This window comes from Paenisporosarcina macmurdoensis, assembly GCF_042658845.1.
GTDB classification, from domain to species: domain Bacteria; phylum Bacillota; class Bacilli; order Bacillales_A; family Planococcaceae; genus Paenisporosarcina; species Paenisporosarcina macmurdoensis.
Map to the genome: position 1 here is coordinate 495350 of NZ_JBHSRI010000018.1, position 17028 is coordinate 512377.

Consider the following 17028-nt stretch of genomic DNA (forward strand, 5'->3'; position numbering starts at 1 on the left):
TCAAATGCTCAAGGGTCCTTATGTTTACAAATAGAAAGTATAAGTTTTTTAGAGCTTTGAATTACATATCGCTAGCCCCAACAGCTCGCTGGACCTTTATGGGGTCAGCCCCTTATGTTATTCCTAACATAAGAAAACCATTAATACAAAACATGCCTTATTTTAAGCTTATTTATTCTAACCACTAAGACGACACCTAACAAAGCGCCACTTAAGCTCGAAACCAAAAATGCTGGCATGAAGAAAAGTGCTGCTACTTCAGTATCCATTAATATTTTGGCATATGGGACAGCGACCAATGAAGCGATAATGCCCGTTCCAATTATTTCACCTACCGCTGCAAACCATACTCGTCCAGAAACCATGTAAAGAATTCCTGCCAAAAATGCTCCAATCATTCCACCTGGAAATGCTAATAGCGAACCTGTTCCTGTCAATATACGAATGGCACCCGTCAAAAAAGCAATTAATACAGCAGGTCCTGGACCAAACAGAACTGCCGCCATAACATTAACAGCATGCTGAACTGGAAAGGCGCGTGCGACTCCTGCCGGAAACGAAACAAAAGCGGCACCAGCGACAGCTATCGCAACAAACATTGCCATTAGCACTATTTGCTTAGATTTCATGTTACCTCCCCCTTTCGCTTAGAGCCTTGAATCTGTTTACTTCCCCTATAACATCTTCAGCATCTGCCAATGCCGAAATGACGGCAATCCCGAAAACACCGGCTTTCCAAACGGTTTCTGCATTGTCTGGCGTAATTCCACCTATTCCTACTATTGGAATCTCCGGATACTGTCTAGAGACTTCCATGATTTTATTAACCCCTACCGGTTCTTTTGCATCTACTTTCGAGTGAGTTCTGAAAACTGGCCCCATTCCAAGGTAATTCGCTCCCGCTTCAACGGCACATTTTGCTTCCTCCATTGAATGGACTGAAACTCCAAGAACTTTCTCTTTTCCAATACGATAGCGGACTAGTTCGCATAGTAGATCATCTTGTCCGATATGGACGCCATCCGCTCCGATATCAATCGCTAATTCTACATCATCGTTAACAATGAACGGCACTCGATGGGCTTTGCACAGTCTTTGGCATTCCAAAGCAAACCTTTTCAAGGCTATTCCTGTTAATGCCTCCGGACCCTTTTCCCTCAACTGGAAATGGCTTATTCCTCCAATAAGTGCTTGTTCAAGAAGTACTAACGGGTCCCTCTTTCGAGCGTTACCAGTTCCCATTATGAAATAAATCGCTGGTCTATTTAACAAGTTGCACCACTTCCTTAACAGCAGCTTTATTGTATGCAGCATGATTGGTCGGTCCGTGACCCGAACCAATATGTAACGGATGAGCAAGAGCGGCATATATGAATTGTTTTGCTGTATATAAAGCTTCTCCCATTTTCTTTCCTTTGGCTAACTCTGCTGTTAGTGCGGCTGAGAAGGTACAGCCAGTACCATGTGTTTGATTTGTCACAATCCTCGGTGAGCGAATAATCATTGAATCTCCCAAATAGTCGAGGTAAAAGTCCTCTGTGAAAAATCGATTTGTTCCATGCCCATCTTTTATCACGACTGCCTTTGCACCTGTAGCTATGATTCTCTCAGCCACTCGCAAGCGCGAAATCGAATCATGGATTTCTAAACCGCTTAAGACTTCCGCTTCAGGAATATTTGGTGTCACGATAGTAGCTAAAGGAAGTAAATGTTTTATCAAAGCAGAAACTGCTTCCTTTTGTAAAAGGGATGCTCCTCCTTTTGCAATCATGACTGGATCGACCACAACGTTTTGCCAGTCATACTTTTTGATTCCTTGGGCCGTTGCTTCGATGATGTCCGCTTGAAAAAGCATGCCAGTTTTTAAAGCAGCAATCTGAAAGTCTGTACCAATAGCATCGAGTTGTTTTTCTACAGCATTTCTAGCCATTGGATAAATGTCAGTCACTCCTTGTGTGTTTTGAGCAGTTACTGCAGTTATAACTGAAGTGGAATAAACCCCTAGCTCCTGAAATGTTTTAATGTCCGCTTGAATCCCAGCCCCACCACCTGAATCTGATCCGGCAATCGTCAGCACTTGTTTCATCATTTCCATAAGACACCATCCTCTACACGGATTCGCTCTCCAGCATTAAGATTATCCGGTTTTGCCAGCTCATCCAAAAAAGCGAATTGGAAAGTTCCCGGACCTTTTAAAAGTTGTGCTGCTCTTTCTCCACAAATCGCGTAATAGTGAAGCGCTCTCGAAACGGCTACCAAATCATTTGCCGGTGATACCGCTAAAAAGGACGCAACCACACTGCTTAATAGACAACCCATTCCTGTCACTGATGACATAAGTGGGGACCCATAAGGAATTTCAACCGTCTTCTCGCCGTCTGTCACAACATCTGTCTCTCCGGTTACTGCAACAATGAATTGATATTTCAGTGCTGTTTGCTTAGCCAATTCGACGACATTTACATTACCTTCACCCGCGTCTACGCCTTTCGCCTGCCACTCAACGCCAGCAATCGCAGCCAATTCTCCTACGTTACATCTCAGTACAGTAATATCCACATCATCAAGCAACTGATGAGTAGCAGCAAGTCGAAAAGAAGTAGCTCCTGCTCCAACAGGATCTAATACGACCGGAATTCCTTTGCTGTTCGCCGTTTTACCCGCCAAAAGCATGCTCTGTAAAGATTGTTTATCCAAAGTCCCTATATTTAACGACAACGCATCTGCTAATGAAGCCAGTTCCTCTACCTCTTCATGTGCCTCTCCCATAATCGGGGAAGCCCCCAACGCCAATAAACCATTTGCCAGGAAATTTGACACCACATGATTGGTGATACAGTGAACAATTGGTTGTTTCGTGCGTAATGAATCCAACATGTTACACCCCCACCTTGTTTTGATCCTCTACTGTCCAAGATTCCATCGTCCACGCTTGTTCCCAGAAGTTCCATTCGTAATAACTACTTCGGCGGAATCTTTCTTTTAATTCTTTCTGTCTTTTGTCCGGCAAGTTCTCTGCAAGATGGTTCATTCGGTCAATTTGTTCATTCACGAGCTCACTAAACCATTCCGATCCATATGTAGCAATCCATCTTTGATAAATGGGATGATCCGGTTTAGCATCTTTTAACTGTTCTCCTATTTCATAATAAAGCCAGTAGCATGGAAGAATTGTAGCTAATACATCTGCCAAATCTCCTTCTGCCGAACGGTACATATGAGAAACATAAGCATAGGCACTAGGAGATGGCTCAAAATTTGCCCAGTCCTTTTCGTTCACACTAAGCAATTCCATAAATGACTCATGTAAAGCCATTTCTGCAGCACAAGTTTGCTCGGAATGATGAGCAAAGCTTTTAGTTGTTTTCAAATCCACAGCCTTTACAGCACCAATTGCCTGAATTTTTGCAAAATGAGTTAAATAATAGGCGTCTTGCATCACGTAAAACTTAAACACATCAAGCGACAATGTCCCGTCTTCAATTCCTTTTACAAAGGGGTGATTGAAACTCGCTTCCCATAAATCATTACACTCAATACGTACTTCTTTGCAAAATGTCATCTACTCCATCTCCTTTTTGGCAAATAAAAACACCGCTTTCCAGTAAAGGAAAGCGGCGATTGTAGGTAGCAGAAAAATACAAATAAGCATACGTTCGCCCACTTTCCTCCGCTGGTATAATCCAGATCAGGTTCAAAGGGTCCGAGCTCTGCTCGTCTCAGCCGTTAAACGGCTCCCCTAGTGGATAGCGATATTCTTTTGTCGACACAACTATAGCATATAAAAATAAAACACTCAAAAATAAATTACAAAATTATTCTGAACCCCTACATTATGGGAACCGCTATGCTATTTGTCGCTTCCATTTTGTGCGCTCAAATGCTCTCGCGTCCTTTTGTCTTTATGCACGAAAAAAAACAGACTCTCCGAGGAGAGTCTGTTTATAGGTTAATTTTTAAAATTAAGCTTTGTTTACGTTAGTAGCTTGAAGACCGCGTTGGCCTTGCTCAATTTCAAAAGTAACTTCTTGACCTTCGTCAAGAGATTTGAAACCTTCGCTTTGAATAGCGCTGAAATGTACGAATACATCGTCTCCGCCGTCACGTTCGATAAATCCAAAACCTTTTTCTGAGTTAAACCATTTCACTTTACCTTGTTCCATATGTGTATATCCTCCTCGTGTACAATTGTACACATTGTGTTACTATCCTTGCTCAAATCGTGGAGATAAATCTCTTACAAGTCTTACTCATATCCGAACAAAAATAATCCTCTATTAATGTAACATGAATTCCCGATTATTGCAAATGAAAAGTTAATGCATTTTCAAGAAAAATGGAATTTAATTATGAATTATTTTCCATCTATTTTGCTTAAAAGAGCGCCAATTGCACCACTGTAACCATTGTCTGTGAGAAATATTGGTGTTCGTTTTTTACGCTTAGTATAATTTCCAATAATCTTTTGAAGCGGTTCATTGTTCGCTAAAGTGGAACCAATATAGACAATATGTTCGATGTCTTCAGCAAAAGCGCATTGAATACTTAACGTGGAAATAACTTCTCCAACTAATCCTTGAACTGTTGCTAATACATCTTCTTTTGATCGTTCCATTAGGGGTCTTAGTCCGGCATCTCCAAAATTACTCGCCGTTAATCCTCCATCAATAGGTGTTTTGTTGCCAAAGTAAATATCACTCACCAACATATCTACCTCTGAGCGACTACCTAAAGCTGATAGTTCGACGATTTCATCGAATTGATGAATTCCGGTCATTAATGCAGACATTCCGAGTAAGGTGCCTCCTCCAATACCGGTACCAGCAATTCGTTCGTGTTCAGTCCCTTTGAGTGAATGAATAGATGTACCTGTTCCAATATTCGTAATCACTGCATCCGTAAATTCGTGGTTATCTTTTTTTAATTGATAGTTCACTCCTGCAATCGTTGCATCGAATTCCACTAAATATTGAAGATTTTCATGAGAACGTAAAAATGTTTTTAACTGCTCCGCACGACCACCTGTTAGGCCAATTTGAATATCTTCTTTATACGAGGTAATCCATTCACTTACTATATGTAGATCTACAGATGGAAAATGTAATAATTTTAGTTGTTGATTATGTTCAAAGAAAGCTACTTTGGTTAAAGTGCCGCCTACATCTATGCCTATTGCTTGGACCATGTTCATTCTCCTTTGAACAAATGAAAAGCATCGCTTTTAGGCGACGCTCAAATTTTCATACGTAATTATATACAGTTTAGAGAAAACCATCCGTTTTAACAACAATTTATTTTAACTTACTTGGTTCGATACACTTTTACAGTGTGCATACCCCACTGTTCATCTAGCTCTCTCATGTGAACTGTTTTCCATGGGTTGAAGAATGTTTGTCCATTTTTATTGAAAAAATAATGTTTATCAATATGGAAACTCGCATGCACAATGTGTTCTTGCTTGTCTCTCCAAACTAAAATATCATGCGGGAACATGGCATCCTTTGAAAGAGGAGCTTCTTTATAGCCTAGTTGTGCAAGTCCATTCATAAATGTCGTAGGATGAACCCATTCCTTAATTATCCAATCGAGCATTACACCTTCTGAAATGGAAGCAGCCAAAAACAAAGTGGATGATAAACAATTTGGGCCATGTTGATTTGGATAGGTATTATTATAAGTACTTGTCATACTTTCAGCAGGAACATATGGATCAAATACTCCTGGTGTATCATAATCATAGGCAATTCGATTTAGTAAATCTGATTTCAACGATTTTGGCAGTTGATTCCAAACTTCTTTTTGGATGCCTATATATGGTTGATTATTAGAGACGAATTCATAAGGTAAAAGTAATGACTTAGCTGGTTCTCTTAATATCCCTTCGAAATAGCTACCTTCAAAAATAAGACCTCTTCCTACTTCGTGTTGAATCGTTAAAACAGCTGTCTTAACGGAGTCTTTCAAAGAAGGAAATACTCGATGCGGTAATACCACAACTGTCGTGATATCCTCTGTTAACGTCCAATATGTATAGCTACTTGCATATGAAATAGCAGCATACGTAGGATGATTTGAAAATTCTTCTTTAGAGAATAATAAGCAATTTTTCCCGAATTCTTGGAGTAAGTGAAGATCTTGTTCACGTAGAAAAAATATATCTTTTTCAGGAACAAATGATTCTTCCCATTTTTCTAGTTTACCTTGACTTAAGCTAATTCTTTTGTTCATATAAACCACCAACCTTTATAGATTCCTACCTATACTACCAATACTTTATGACGCTCGTGTAACAATCACTTAACAATCGGTTTGCCTTGCTCAAGTGGAATGTTTTTTGCTAACAAAGCTTTATCCAGAATCATTTGAATGGAGAGTTCTTTTTGAGTATCAGCAAATTGCAAAATTACACGATCACTTTTGATGCGAACGATATGCCCTTCACCAAACTTTGTATGAACAATCGCTAATCCCACAGTGAGTGCGTTGGCTTCATATATAGTGTGTGGATGCGCATGCTCTTTTTGGTAAATTGCTTGCTCTTGTTGTTTTTTATTTTTTAATATAATACTTCTAACTTCACTTACAAAGCGGGATTCCGTCTTATCTTTTCCGTCTTTTGCTACATATGTCAACAATTCGAGATGATGTCGAGCTCTTGTCATTCCAACGTAAAATAAGCGTCTTGCTTCTTCAAGCTTTTCTGTATCACGCGTATCTTCTTCAGAAGGTATCGTACCATTATGACAATCAATCATATACACATGATCAAATTCTAATCCTTTGGCACTATGGAACGTTGAAAGTGTAACAGCTTTCGGATCTTTTATTTTCTTGGCTTTTTGTGTGAGCGTATCTAAATCTTTTAATCGCTTCGCAAATGCTTCCATTGTCGTATAAGGCTCAGCTATTTGTTCAAGTGTGCTCAAGATATCAAGTAATACTTCAATTCGAAAGCCAAATTTTTCGGCTCGATTCTGTAACATTTGTTCAAAACCAAGTTGCTCCCTTACTAGCTTGATGACAGTTTTAGGGCGTGAAATCTTCATTTGTTCATATACTTTTGCATAGGCTAGCAAGGATTGTATTTGATATTCCTTTAATTGGACGTGTCGCGATAGTAATTGAAAGACATTGCCTACCTCTTCTATACGTTCAAATTTACGAATTTGATCATTTGATAAATACAAATTGAATTTGCGTGCAACCTTTAAGAAAATATCTTTCCGTTCTAAATTAAAACTTAAGCGCATGAAATTCAAGATATCTTCTACAACCCAGTGAGAAAAAAATCGTTGATCTACATCTTTCATATAAAACGGGATACCTCGCCGCTCAAGTTCACTGATATAGAGGATGGCACTCGCATTATTTCGAAATAAAATGGCTGCACTTCCTGTATCTTTTAAATCTAGCAGGCCATAAATGACATAACGCATTTGAGCTTGGTCATCATGTAATTGTTTTAATTCAATGTCTTTACTCATGCTGTTTTCTGTAAACATCTCTTTTTTGTATCGTTTTGTATTTCTTTTAATTAATTGATTGGCCACTGAGACAATATTGGGTGATGAACGATAGTTTTGTTCCATCTTCAATATGCTTGCGTTTGGATAGGTCTCTTTAAAGTTGAGCAAATACGATGGGTCTGCAGCTCGCCATGAGTAGATTGTTTGGTCATCATCTGCAACCACACATAGATTTTGGTGAGAAGATACGAGTTGTTCAACAATTGCATGCTGAAGACGCGAAGTATCTTGACTTTCATCAGTTAACACATAGTCATACAAATTAGAAAAAGCAGCATGAATCGTTTCGTCATTGGATAAGGCTTCATATGCAAGGACAAGTAAATCGTCAAAGTCGAGCCATAAATGGGAAGGATTTTGTGATTTTACAGCTTCATACTGGATGGCAATTTTGACAGCTTCCTTATTTGGTAAGGTTTCTTGACCCCATTCCGACTGAGGAACCATATAGTTTTTGATAAAACTAATGAAGTGCATCATCTCTTGCAATTGATCATCTGAACAATCTTCTTTCAATGCTTGTTTATAAAGATCTTTCAAAATTTGTGATTTCATAGGGATATTCGAATTTGGCGTTCCTTCAATCATAGTGAAAGCAATTCCTTGACTCTTCAAGTAGCGTGATGCGATTGAAAACGCCAGACTATGAATCGTCGAAAAATCGACTTGTCCTAATGATGGAAAAAACTGTTCGTAGCGTGATTTCATATCATTCGCCGAAGCACGGCTAAATGTAATTGCTTTGATTCGTTTAGGTGTAACCCCAATTTCTTCTATTAAATAGCCAATCCTCATAATTAGTGTGGTCGTTTTTCCAGAGCCAGGGCATGCTAATAATAGCAGGGGTCCCTGCGTTTGGAGAACCGCTTTTTGTTGCACTTTATTCAAACGAACATTATGTGTCCTCGCTTGTCTATCAAAAAAATCGGTCATAGTAAAACTCCTTTTCAACAAAAAAATCGCTATCTTATAAAAGACAACGATTTAAAACATACTTATGAGTATAACAGAGCTTTTTTTGTGATGCTATTTGTCCGATTACTATTAAATCATTTACGCCAGGATGGTTTGCAAAGGTTTTCCAGTTTCTAAGTAACTTTTTAGATGGCTTACTATTGCTGACCAACCATTATAAGCGGCGCAAACGTATCAGATGTTGCTTCTACATAATCCGTCTCTATTAAATGAGAGTGAATTAGTGTGATTTTAACTGTTGTCTGATTAACAAAGTTACAACTGATTGGTTGATTGCGAATTGAATCATCTTTAGGAACATTTCTAGCAATAGTCTTCTGTATCTGCACTAATGGGTAAGACTTGCCATACTCGCTCAGCTATAGAAATAAATATGCCGTTTATTCATGCGTTTGATTTGCCAATTCATGCACCCCACATGAAATATGCTATAGTAAACTCAAATGATTTAATTTAAATTACACATCATAAGAAGGTGAAAATATGCCAAGATTTAAACATGGGGTTCTGTTATTTAATGGACAAGCAGGTCAAGCTTCCGCAGAACAGTCTTTATCTCAAGTTGTACCCGTTATTGCGACGCATTGTCATCAATTAACCATTGTCCAAACGTTTTCAGCTGAAGAATTTAAAAACGCTTGCATGGAGGCTTCGTATGCGGACGTTCTATTTTTAATGGGTGGAGATGGCACGTTGCATACGGCAGTACAAGTGTTGGAAAATGTAGATGAATTTCCGATTATAGGTTTACTTCCTGGGGGCACTTGTAATGATTTCGCAAGAACTTTGGGAATTCCGCTCGCCTTAAACGCAGCGGCACATGAAATTGTGAATGGTATTGTACGGGATATTGATATTGCACAGATTAATGATAATTTATTTATGAATTTTGCTGGAATAGGCTTAATTACAGAGGCTTCTGAGAATATTAATCCTGATTTAAAAGGGAAATACGGCAAGTTAAGCTATTTTATGAGTGCATTGCAAACGTTTAAACAAAGCGAACCTTTTCCAATTTATCTTGAGATTGATGGCATATCCTATGATGAGCACGCGGTCATGATCCTCGTTATGAATGGAAAATCAATTGGTACCCATCGCTTCCCGCTCGATGATATTGATCCTAGTGATGGAGTACTGGATGTTTTGTTAATTCAATCGTCCACCATGTTAGCAATTCGCGAATGGTTTTCACTCGCTCAAACAGATGTGATACCGGATGATTTGACGAATGTAACACATTACACCGGGCAACATATTATCATTCGTACAGAGGAACCGAAAAATGTAGATACTGATGGAGAAATATATTTACAAACACCTATCGAGATTAAATTAAAGCCAAAATCCATTCAATTTTTAGTACCGGTTGAAAGCGAATAAAAACGCAGTTGCTTTAAGTAGCAACTGCGTTTTGTTTAGGAATATTTAAGTTTACATAATATTATTATTTGTTTGCTATGTGAACTTTTAGTAATTTCCCTTTAATAGTTGTATCTCTCATCTGTTTCAATACGATAGCACCTTTACCGTTTAGAATTTCCACGTAAGATACGTTGTCTTGAATCTTGATGATCCCGATATCTTGAGCAGTTACTCCACTTAGCTTAGCAATGGTTCCAACAAAATCCACGGCACGGATTTTCTTCTTCTTACCACCATTAAAGTACAATTTCGTGATATTTTCGTTTAACTGCTCATTTTTATCAACCTTAAGCTCAGGTTGTTGAGTCATTTTTTCTTTAAATGCTGCTTTCGCTATTACCACATCTTGTTTTGATGGAGCATCTTTTTGATCGATATTAAAACCAATATATTTTTCAACAGCAGCAAGGAATTTGTCTTCGTATGGCGTTACAAGAGTAATGGCCTTCCCTAATTCTCCAGCTCTTCCTGTACGACCTGTACGATGGACATAGCTTTCTTTTTCAAGAGGCATATCGTAATTAATTACATGTGAAATACGATCAATGTCAATTCCTCGTGCAGCAACATCAGTTGCTACTAAATAACGGAAGTCACCGCGTTTAAAATCATTCATGACATTAAAACGTTCATCTTGTTCCATTCCTCCGTGAATTTTATCCACTGTGTACCCATCGTCATGTAATAAATCGACTATTTTATCGACATTATCTTTTGTACGACAGAAAATGATACAACTATCAGGGCTTTCAACAATTGTAATGTCTTTTAATAATGCATATTTCTCTGCTTCTTTCACAACATATACGGAGTGTTCAATTTGTTGATTTATGCTCTCTGTTTTCTCGATTTCAATATCCAAGGGATTGTCCATATATTTATGGCAAAGCTTTTCAACGTCTTTTGGAAGTGTCGCGGAAAACAGCATAGTCAAGCGCTTTTTGGGCAAATGGCTAATAATTGACTCAACTAGTTCGATAAAGCCCATGCTTAACATTTCGTCAGCTTCATCAATAACCAAAATTTCAACTTTGCTTAAATCTAGTGTGTTTCGTTCAATATGATCCATTACACGACCGGGGGTGCCGACTACAACATGTGATTTTTGTTTTAACTCTGAACTTTGAAATGCGAAAGGCTGTTTCCCGTAAATAGCGGTTGCTTTAATTCGCTTGAATCTGCCAAAACTCATAATGTCTTGCGATACTTGCATGGCTAATTCTCGTGTTGGTGTTAGTACCAAAGCTTGTGGTTTGTTTTCATCCCAGTCAACTAGTTCACAAATTGGAATACCGAAAGCAGCTGTTTTACCACTACCTGTTTGAGATTTAACAGATATATCTCTTTTAGTCAGTGCGATTGGAATAACTTTTTCTTGCACTTCTGTTGGTGATGTAAATCCTAATCCTTTTAATGCGCGAAGTATGTCGTATGAGATACCGAAATCTTTAAAATTTGTGTTTGTCATTTAGCTCTCCCTTTATATAAGAGTTTTTCAACTCTTTATTGTTTCCTTAGTATACCAAGTAATCGGGTGTGATAGATTAAAACAGAAAACTATGTTATAATAAAAAAATAATAACTTCATAATACGACAAATTTCTCAAGAGAATTATGTGGGCTCTTTTTTGGGCATTACGGATTCGATTTGAAATAAGTTGTATAGAAATGGGGAATTCAATTGACGTTTCAAAAACATGAAAAAATAGTATCAGAATTTGTACAAGCTAGAAGAATTAGAGAGAAAATTTCATTTGTTCGTCGTGATGTGGAAGTTGAAGCTACGATTTTCAAAATACTAGAAAATTCTTGTATCGTTGAAATTTCTCAAGAAGATGCCAAAAAAATTGGTGCCGCTTCAAACTTAACAGTAGTATCACATAAAAATTATAAAGTATTCACATAAAAACACAAAAACGAAGAGAAAAATTCTCTTCGTTTTTTGTTTGTTCATTTTAAAGTAAAAAAAACGCAAGGCCATTTAAGTACAAAACCTGTTTTCTTTCGTTTTCGGAGGGCTTTGGACTGACTTTTGCTACATTTATTATAGCCGGGGCATTATGAAGGGGCATGATGTTCGCCACACCTCTTCATTATAACGCGGGATATAGAAGCTGTCATACTCAAAAAACAAGCTCCCGAAGATACAATTTCGGGAGCTCTTTTGCTACTTTATTCGATAGCTGCGTTCTATATTTATGTCGTATACGCATTGATTAGAAGATGCGCAGGAGTATTATAATTAAAATTGATTCGAACACACATTGACTTGATTGTAGTGGAAGGCGGCGTCTCCAGCGGGAAAAGCGAGTCAGTCGAGACCCCACAGGGAGCATTTTGCGACCGAGGAGGCTCGACCTCGCCCGCGGAAAGTGTCCGCCTGGAACGGAAATCAAGGGAATCGGTAACCAGACTATTCTTTAAAATACTAGGAACACTGGGTTCATGGCTTTTAAAATATATACTTTCTTATCTTTTTAAGAAATCCAAGACAATGGACCTCTCTTTTTAACTTTTTTCAACTGGATATTGTGTGATCCAATCACTATAACTTCCTACATATAACTTCACTTTTGGGAATCCCGCTTCTTTTAACATCGCATATAAAGGCGCAGCGGTTACCCCACTTCCGCAATACACCGTAATTTCTTCATTCATATGGACTACTGATTCTAGTTCAGGCAACACATCCAATATGTTTTTAAACTGCTGGTCTTGTTTTAACAATTCCCAGTCCAAATTTCGTGCTGACGGGATATGTCCAGCGACTTTATCTATAGGCTCATGCTCACCTGCATATCTAGGTGCTGAACGAGCATCTAAAAGAACACCTTGTTTACCTTCTGTAACGTCTTTTACTTGCTGACGACTAGAATAAATGTCTTCGTTCCATTTAAGAGTTAAAGAAGATGTTTTATACCTCGGTTCAACAGTCGTTACTTCGATCCCCAAATCAACTATGTCATCATAGCCTTCACGAACCAACGTAACCTGTGGAAATCCTGCATAACAAAACATCCAATACGCACGAGCAGCAAAAGGCATGCCGCCTTGATCGTAAATTGCAATATGATCTTCATAGTCGAATCCATGAGATTCAAAAAGTTCCTGCATCGTTCCTTTGTCTGGAAGTGGATGACGTCCAGTTGTCTTTGTCATATCAGATAAATCTTGTTCAAGATCCAAATACACAGCGCCTGTAATATGTCCTTGTTCATACAAGTTTCTACCTGCCTGTGCATTTTGCAATGAAAATCGTGTATCTACCCATCGAATAGGTGAATTCATTAATTCTTTAGCTGATTTCCACACTGTGCCCATCCTGTCACTCTCCTTTAGACAATTTCGAGTAAACAACCTTCCATTCTTCTAATCGGCTACTTTCTTGCATCGCCATACGTTCAGAATCAATTTGACGGATCGATTCTTGAAGAATATGTTGTCTTAAGCCTTCCGCTTCTAAATCAATCACATGTGTTGCCCATTCACGTAAACGTGTATTTTGTTGTGATAAATAGTATTCAGCTTCTGGTTTAGTTGCTGCCTGAAGAGCATCCCGAAGCTTTTCCTTTTCGTTCTTTTCAAAGAACGATTTATTATTTTTGTAATAAGACTTCACATGGACATAAGGTTCATAGTTTGTTAATGGACCATCAAATTCAAGTAACTTAGCTTCTGCCACTTCATAAGGAACAAATGAGAAACTACTATTCATTTCTTTTAATACATGGATATCGTCTTTTTGGCGATGTTGCAAAGCTTTGCCAATCCATTGATTTAGGCGGAAATTAGTAACCCGCATTTCTTGCTCAAAATCAAAACTTAGCATAGCAAGCGTTTCTTTCAGGGCATATTCAAGTGCCTGTTGAGATGATTTATTAGCAAATACTGAAGGGTTATATGACTCTTTAAAGAAATCAGGGTATCTGTAATACACGCGTTGCAACACATAATACAATAGTTCGTCTAATTCTTGGAAAGCATTTTTAGTTACTACCCCTGCCGCTGAACTGACAAAGCGTTGACGCACTTTTTGTTCAAGTTGACGAAGTTCTTGTAAACGTTCATCTTTACGTAATAAATTCGATTCCGTTTGTTTTATTAATCCAGCAAGGCGCTCAATCGTTTTATTCGTTTCTTCAGCTAAGGCTAAAACCGCCATTGCTTTTAAATCAGTAGATAAAAAGTGTTCGAATGATTCTTCAAAAACAGGCATTCCTGAATCTAAATTAATCGATTCAACTTTCTCTTGTAACGCTTGTAAACTAGAGACACCAAATACACGTGGGAATCGAATACCGAATCTTTGCAGTTCTGTCGTCACATAGTTTTTCACATCTTCGGATTCCTCATCGTTGGCAGCTAGATCTATGGCGTTTACGATAAAGAACATTTTATCTAGTTCAAAGGCATCTTTCACACGACCTAGTTGGATTAAAAATTCACGGTCTGCTCGAGCAAATGCATGATTGTAATACGTAATAAAGAGAATAGCATCTGCATTTCGAATGTAATCAAAGGCTACACCGGTATGTCGTGCATTAATCGAATCCGCACCAGGCGTATCCACTAACGTAACACCCATTCTTGTTAATTCACAATCATAATAAAAATCAATGGTGTCCACAAAACAACTTTTGTTTTCTTGAGCGACAAACTCTTCAAAGTCACTACGACCCACTCGGAGTGTTGTTCCTAATTGATTTTTGAACGTTGGATAGCCTTCTTTAAACGCATGAATAAATGCTCTGTGTACTTGTAAGCCTTCATTTTGCAATGACATTCCCTCTACGTCTGAAGCTTTTGTAAATGCTTCATCTAATGAAGCAACCGTTAAACCAATCGCTTGAAACGAAAAAGAAACATCAGAAAAGAATTGATCATGTGTTTTTAATTTAACATCAGCCGTCTCATGAGGATGATGCTCAGTCACTGGACGTATTTTGTTAATCGCTGCCGTCGTTGGATTAGGTGACACGGGTAATATATTTGCGCCCATTAAAGCATTTGAAAATGATGATTTTCCAGCACTAAATGCTCCAAATAAGGCAATGGTGAAATCTTGATTTTCTAAACGTTGAGATTTGGATTGAAGATATCGAGAAACTTCAGAAAACCCTTGAATATGATCAATTTGATTCGCAATATATTTTGCTCGTGAAATAGTCTCATGCACAGCAACAGCTTCAGTTTCGGGACTGTCGATTTGTACGTCAACCGTGTTTTCTACACTATCATTGACACGAATCATCGAAGCATCAAAAGGAATCATTTGTTGCTCTTCCAAGGCTTGATCATTCGCCCATTTACCCACTAAATCCAGGGAGTCTTTTTGAACGTTTTTAGAAGGCATTGCCCATTCTTTTGTAAAATCTTCTAGTTGTCTGGTTAACTGCTCAAGCGTTTCAATCGCTAATACTTTTTCTTGATAAGCCCTTGATTTTGAATCCGCTTGTCCAGATTCATCCTCCGGTAATTCATCAATGGCTTTTGCTTGCTCGTTTTTCCATCCATCCGTTTGTTGAATAAACCATTTTTTCGTTGCATCAGCTACTCGGTTAGCAAAGTTTAGAACCGAGTCAGCCGTAACGAGTGACCCTTTTTGTAGTTGATCATCAATTAATTGTAAAGGTGGATGAAATTCAATGGTATCAATCGTCAGTGATTGTTCATCGCTTAATAATCCAACGTCTTTTATGGATTGCTTCATTAACGAACGCATATGCCCAGCAATTTGAGATTGAATAACGACATCATATTCTTTTTCTACTTGTTGCCCACGAGCCATTCGCTCTTCTTCGGTTTTCTTCCCACTAAAAAATAAACCAACTTTAAAATTGTCTTGTTTCGCTTCAACATATGATTTCAACTTATCACGAAGTTCATATGGCATCATGTTCGCATTATCGAGTAGTTTTTTACGATTGAGTTCAAACGTATCAATCCATGCTTTTGAAGTGAGTAAAGTAAATTGTTTTTGATACAATTCAGCTGTTTTACGGACTTCTTCTTTTGTCGCCCACTCTTCCTCAGATAACACACTGGCGAATGTTTGCTGACACTCTTCTTTTTCATCTTGCAAATATTCAAGATGTTCATCATGTAGTTTTTGTAACGTATTACTTGAAGACAATACTAATTGTTCTTGCCAATTCGTCATGCTGTACATCACAATTTGTTGAACTTCATCAAAATCATTGGACGAATGGTTTTTCTCTTTTAATGAAGTGAAAAAGATTTCTTTCGGTACAACACCCCATGCTTTAAATGATGAGTGCACGGTTTCTTCAAATTGCGCAAACGTTAATTCATTTTCACGATGTTTATCAATTTGGTTGACGATTAAATACACATTGTCATTGTATTTCATCAGCTGCTTCGTAAAGCTAAAGTTTAATTCCGATTGAACATGATTGTAATCCATCATATAAAAGACGATATCCGCTAAATGCAAAGAAGATTCAGTCGACATCCGGTGTGCATCATCAGTAGAGTCAACACCCGGTGTATCCATAACCGTGATTCCTTCTGGTAAGACGGAAGATTCATGGCCGATCTCAATTTGAGAAACGGCATCCCCGTCTTTACAAAACTCTTTGACTGTTTCGAAATCGTAATCTCCTGTAAATTTAACAGGTTGCTGGTCTTGCATGTATACAATGGCAAAATCACTTGTTGCTTTATGTATTTTGACGATATTCGCACTCGTTGGAATGGGGCTTGATGGAAGAAGTTGTTCACCTGTTAACGCATTAATCATCGATGATTTACCCGCTGAAAAATGTCCAGCAAAACCGATAGTAAACTCCCGATCCATTAATTTTCTAGCAAATAATTCGGTTTTATTTAATCGCTCCACATCGTTCGTTCGTTTAAATAATGTAGAAGCTTGAGCTGATTCTTGTAATAGTAGATTTATTTTTTCATCAAATGATTGCATACTTTAATTGAACTCCTTTGTTAAAAAGTATGTCTATCATATCATGTTTGAAACTGCTGTATCATGCTAGGATATAACTTGTTAAAAACAAGATGAAGATATTTTCAAGATTGACTCATTAACGGTCCTCAGCACTTTGATAAAATTAACCTCTAATGTTTT

Annotated in this window: 14 protein-coding genes and 1 riboswitch; of the genes, 2 read left to right on the forward strand and 12 right to left on the reverse strand. The window is 38.0% G+C overall.

Annotated elements, in window-relative coordinates:
- Nucleotides 1-140: 140 nt before the first annotated feature.
- The 9 genes from thiW to ACFPYN_RS12305 all read right to left on the reverse strand — a co-directional run bounded on the left by thiW (nt 141) and on the right by ACFPYN_RS12305 (nt 8459).
- Nucleotides 141-629, reverse strand: a complete 489-nt coding sequence (gene thiW, locus ACFPYN_RS12265; RefSeq protein ID WP_377734536.1) for an energy coupling factor transporter S component ThiW — start codon at nt 627-629, stop codon at nt 141-143.
- Between the two features lies 1 nt (nt 630).
- Nucleotides 631-1314, reverse strand: coding sequence for a thiamine phosphate synthase (gene thiE, locus ACFPYN_RS12270; RefSeq protein WP_377734537.1), 684 nt, complete (start codon nt 1312-1314; stop codon nt 631-633).
- Nucleotides 1262-2095 (reverse strand): bifunctional hydroxymethylpyrimidine kinase/phosphomethylpyrimidine kinase, encoded by an 834-nt coding sequence (gene thiD, locus ACFPYN_RS12275; RefSeq protein ID WP_377734538.1) that lies wholly within the window; start codon nt 2093-2095, stop codon nt 1262-1264. The genes thiE and thiD overlap by 53 nt, the downstream gene beginning before the upstream one ends.
- Nucleotides 2086-2877 carry a hydroxyethylthiazole kinase gene (gene thiM, locus ACFPYN_RS12280; RefSeq protein ID WP_377734540.1) on the reverse strand — a complete coding sequence of 264 codons (792 nt, stop codon included), beginning with the start codon at nt 2875-2877 and terminating at the stop codon, nt 2086-2088. The genes thiD and thiM overlap by 10 nt, the downstream gene beginning before the upstream one ends.
- 1 nt (nt 2878) lies before the next feature.
- Nucleotides 2879-3562: a thiaminase II gene (gene tenA, locus ACFPYN_RS12285; protein WP_377734541.1), complete on the reverse strand. Its 684-nt coding sequence runs from the start codon at nt 3560-3562 to the stop codon at nt 2879-2881.
- Between the two features lie 86 nt (nt 3563-3648).
- Nucleotides 3649-3751, reverse strand: a riboswitch (TPP riboswitch).
- Between the two features lie 211 nt (nt 3752-3962).
- The gene (locus ACFPYN_RS12290) at nt 3963-4163 is read right to left on the reverse strand and encodes a cold-shock protein (RefSeq protein WP_016427350.1); all 201 of its coding nucleotides are present in this window, start codon (nt 4161-4163) and stop codon (nt 3963-3965) included.
- 191 nt (nt 4164-4354) lie between these two features.
- The gene (coaW, locus tag ACFPYN_RS12295; RefSeq protein WP_377734542.1) at nt 4355-5185 is read right to left on the reverse strand and encodes a type II pantothenate kinase; all 831 of its coding nucleotides are present in this window, start codon (nt 5183-5185) and stop codon (nt 4355-4357) included.
- Nucleotides 5186-5301: 116 nt separating this feature from the next.
- Nucleotides 5302-6228, reverse strand: a complete 927-nt coding sequence (locus tag ACFPYN_RS12300) for a hypothetical protein (protein WP_377734543.1) — start codon at nt 6226-6228, stop codon at nt 5302-5304.
- A gap of 65 nt (nt 6229-6293) precedes the next feature.
- Nucleotides 6294-8459 (reverse strand): ATP-dependent helicase, encoded by a 2166-nt coding sequence (locus ACFPYN_RS12305; protein WP_377734545.1) that lies wholly within the window; start codon nt 8457-8459, stop codon nt 6294-6296.
- A gap of 525 nt (nt 8460-8984) precedes the next feature.
- On the opposite strand from ACFPYN_RS12305, the gene ACFPYN_RS12310 reads away from it, so the two are divergent.
- A complete protein-coding gene (locus ACFPYN_RS12310) occupies nt 8985-9884 on the forward strand; it encodes a diacylglycerol/lipid kinase family protein (RefSeq protein WP_377734547.1) in 900 nt (299 codons plus the stop codon).
- 64 nt (nt 9885-9948) lie between these two features.
- Here ACFPYN_RS12310 and ACFPYN_RS12315 read toward each other — a convergent pair whose 3' ends face one another.
- Nucleotides 9949-11394 (reverse strand): DEAD/DEAH box helicase, encoded by a 1446-nt coding sequence (locus tag ACFPYN_RS12315; RefSeq protein ID WP_377734548.1) that lies wholly within the window; start codon nt 11392-11394, stop codon nt 9949-9951.
- A gap of 213 nt (nt 11395-11607) precedes the next feature.
- Here ACFPYN_RS12315 and ACFPYN_RS12320 point away from each other — a divergent pair, with 213 nt between their 5' ends.
- Entirely contained in the window at nt 11608-11832 is a 225-nt protein-coding gene (locus ACFPYN_RS12320; RefSeq protein ID WP_108585823.1) for a DUF2187 family protein, read from the forward strand.
- Between the two features lie 602 nt (nt 11833-12434).
- Here the strand turns inward: ACFPYN_RS12320 and ACFPYN_RS12325 are convergent.
- Nucleotides 12435-13247, reverse strand: coding sequence for a sulfurtransferase (locus tag ACFPYN_RS12325; RefSeq protein WP_377734549.1), 813 nt, complete (start codon nt 13245-13247; stop codon nt 12435-12437).
- 4 nt (nt 13248-13251) lie between these two features.
- Nucleotides 13252-16866, reverse strand: a complete 3615-nt coding sequence (locus ACFPYN_RS12330; protein WP_377734550.1) for a dynamin family protein — start codon at nt 16864-16866, stop codon at nt 13252-13254.
- Nucleotides 16867-17028: the final 162 nt, after the last annotated feature.

Coding starts and splice junctions, on each gene's coding strand:
- ACFPYN_RS12305 (WP_377734545.1), bottom strand. CDS start 8,459: ATGACCGATTTTTTTGATAGACAAGCGAGGACACATAATGTTCGTTTG.
- thiE (WP_377734537.1), bottom strand. CDS start 1,314: ATGCTGCATACAATAAAGCTGCTGTTAAGGAAGTGGTGCAACTTGTTA.
- ACFPYN_RS12330 (WP_377734550.1), bottom strand. CDS start 16,866: ATGCAATCATTTGATGAAAAAATAAATCTACTATTACAAGAATCAGCT.
- ACFPYN_RS12310 (WP_377734547.1), top strand. CDS start 8,985: ATGCCAAGATTTAAACATGGGGTTCTGTTATTTAATGGACAAGCAGGT.
- thiD (WP_377734538.1), bottom strand. CDS start 2,095: ATGGAAATGATGAAACAAGTGCTGACGATTGCCGGATCAGATTCAGGT.
- tenA (WP_377734541.1), bottom strand. CDS start 3,562: ATGACATTTTGCAAAGAAGTACGTATTGAGTGTAATGATTTATGGGAA.
- ACFPYN_RS12315 (WP_377734548.1), bottom strand. CDS start 11,394: ATGACAAACACAAATTTTAAAGATTTCGGTATCTCATACGACATACTT.
- ACFPYN_RS12290 (WP_016427350.1), bottom strand. CDS start 4,163: ATGGAACAAGGTAAAGTGAAATGGTTTAACTCAGAAAAAGGTTTTGGA.
- ACFPYN_RS12325 (WP_377734549.1), bottom strand. CDS start 13,247: ATGGGCACAGTGTGGAAATCAGCTAAAGAATTAATGAATTCACCTATT.
- ACFPYN_RS12300 (WP_377734543.1), bottom strand. CDS start 6,228: ATGAACAAAAGAATTAGCTTAAGTCAAGGTAAACTAGAAAAATGGGAA.
- thiW (WP_377734536.1), bottom strand. CDS start 629: ATGAAATCTAAGCAAATAGTGCTAATGGCAATGTTTGTTGCGATAGCT.
- coaW (WP_377734542.1), bottom strand. CDS start 5,185: ATGGTCCAAGCAATAGGCATAGATGTAGGCGGCACTTTAACCAAAGTA.
- thiM (WP_377734540.1), bottom strand. CDS start 2,877: ATGTTGGATTCATTACGCACGAAACAACCAATTGTTCACTGTATCACC.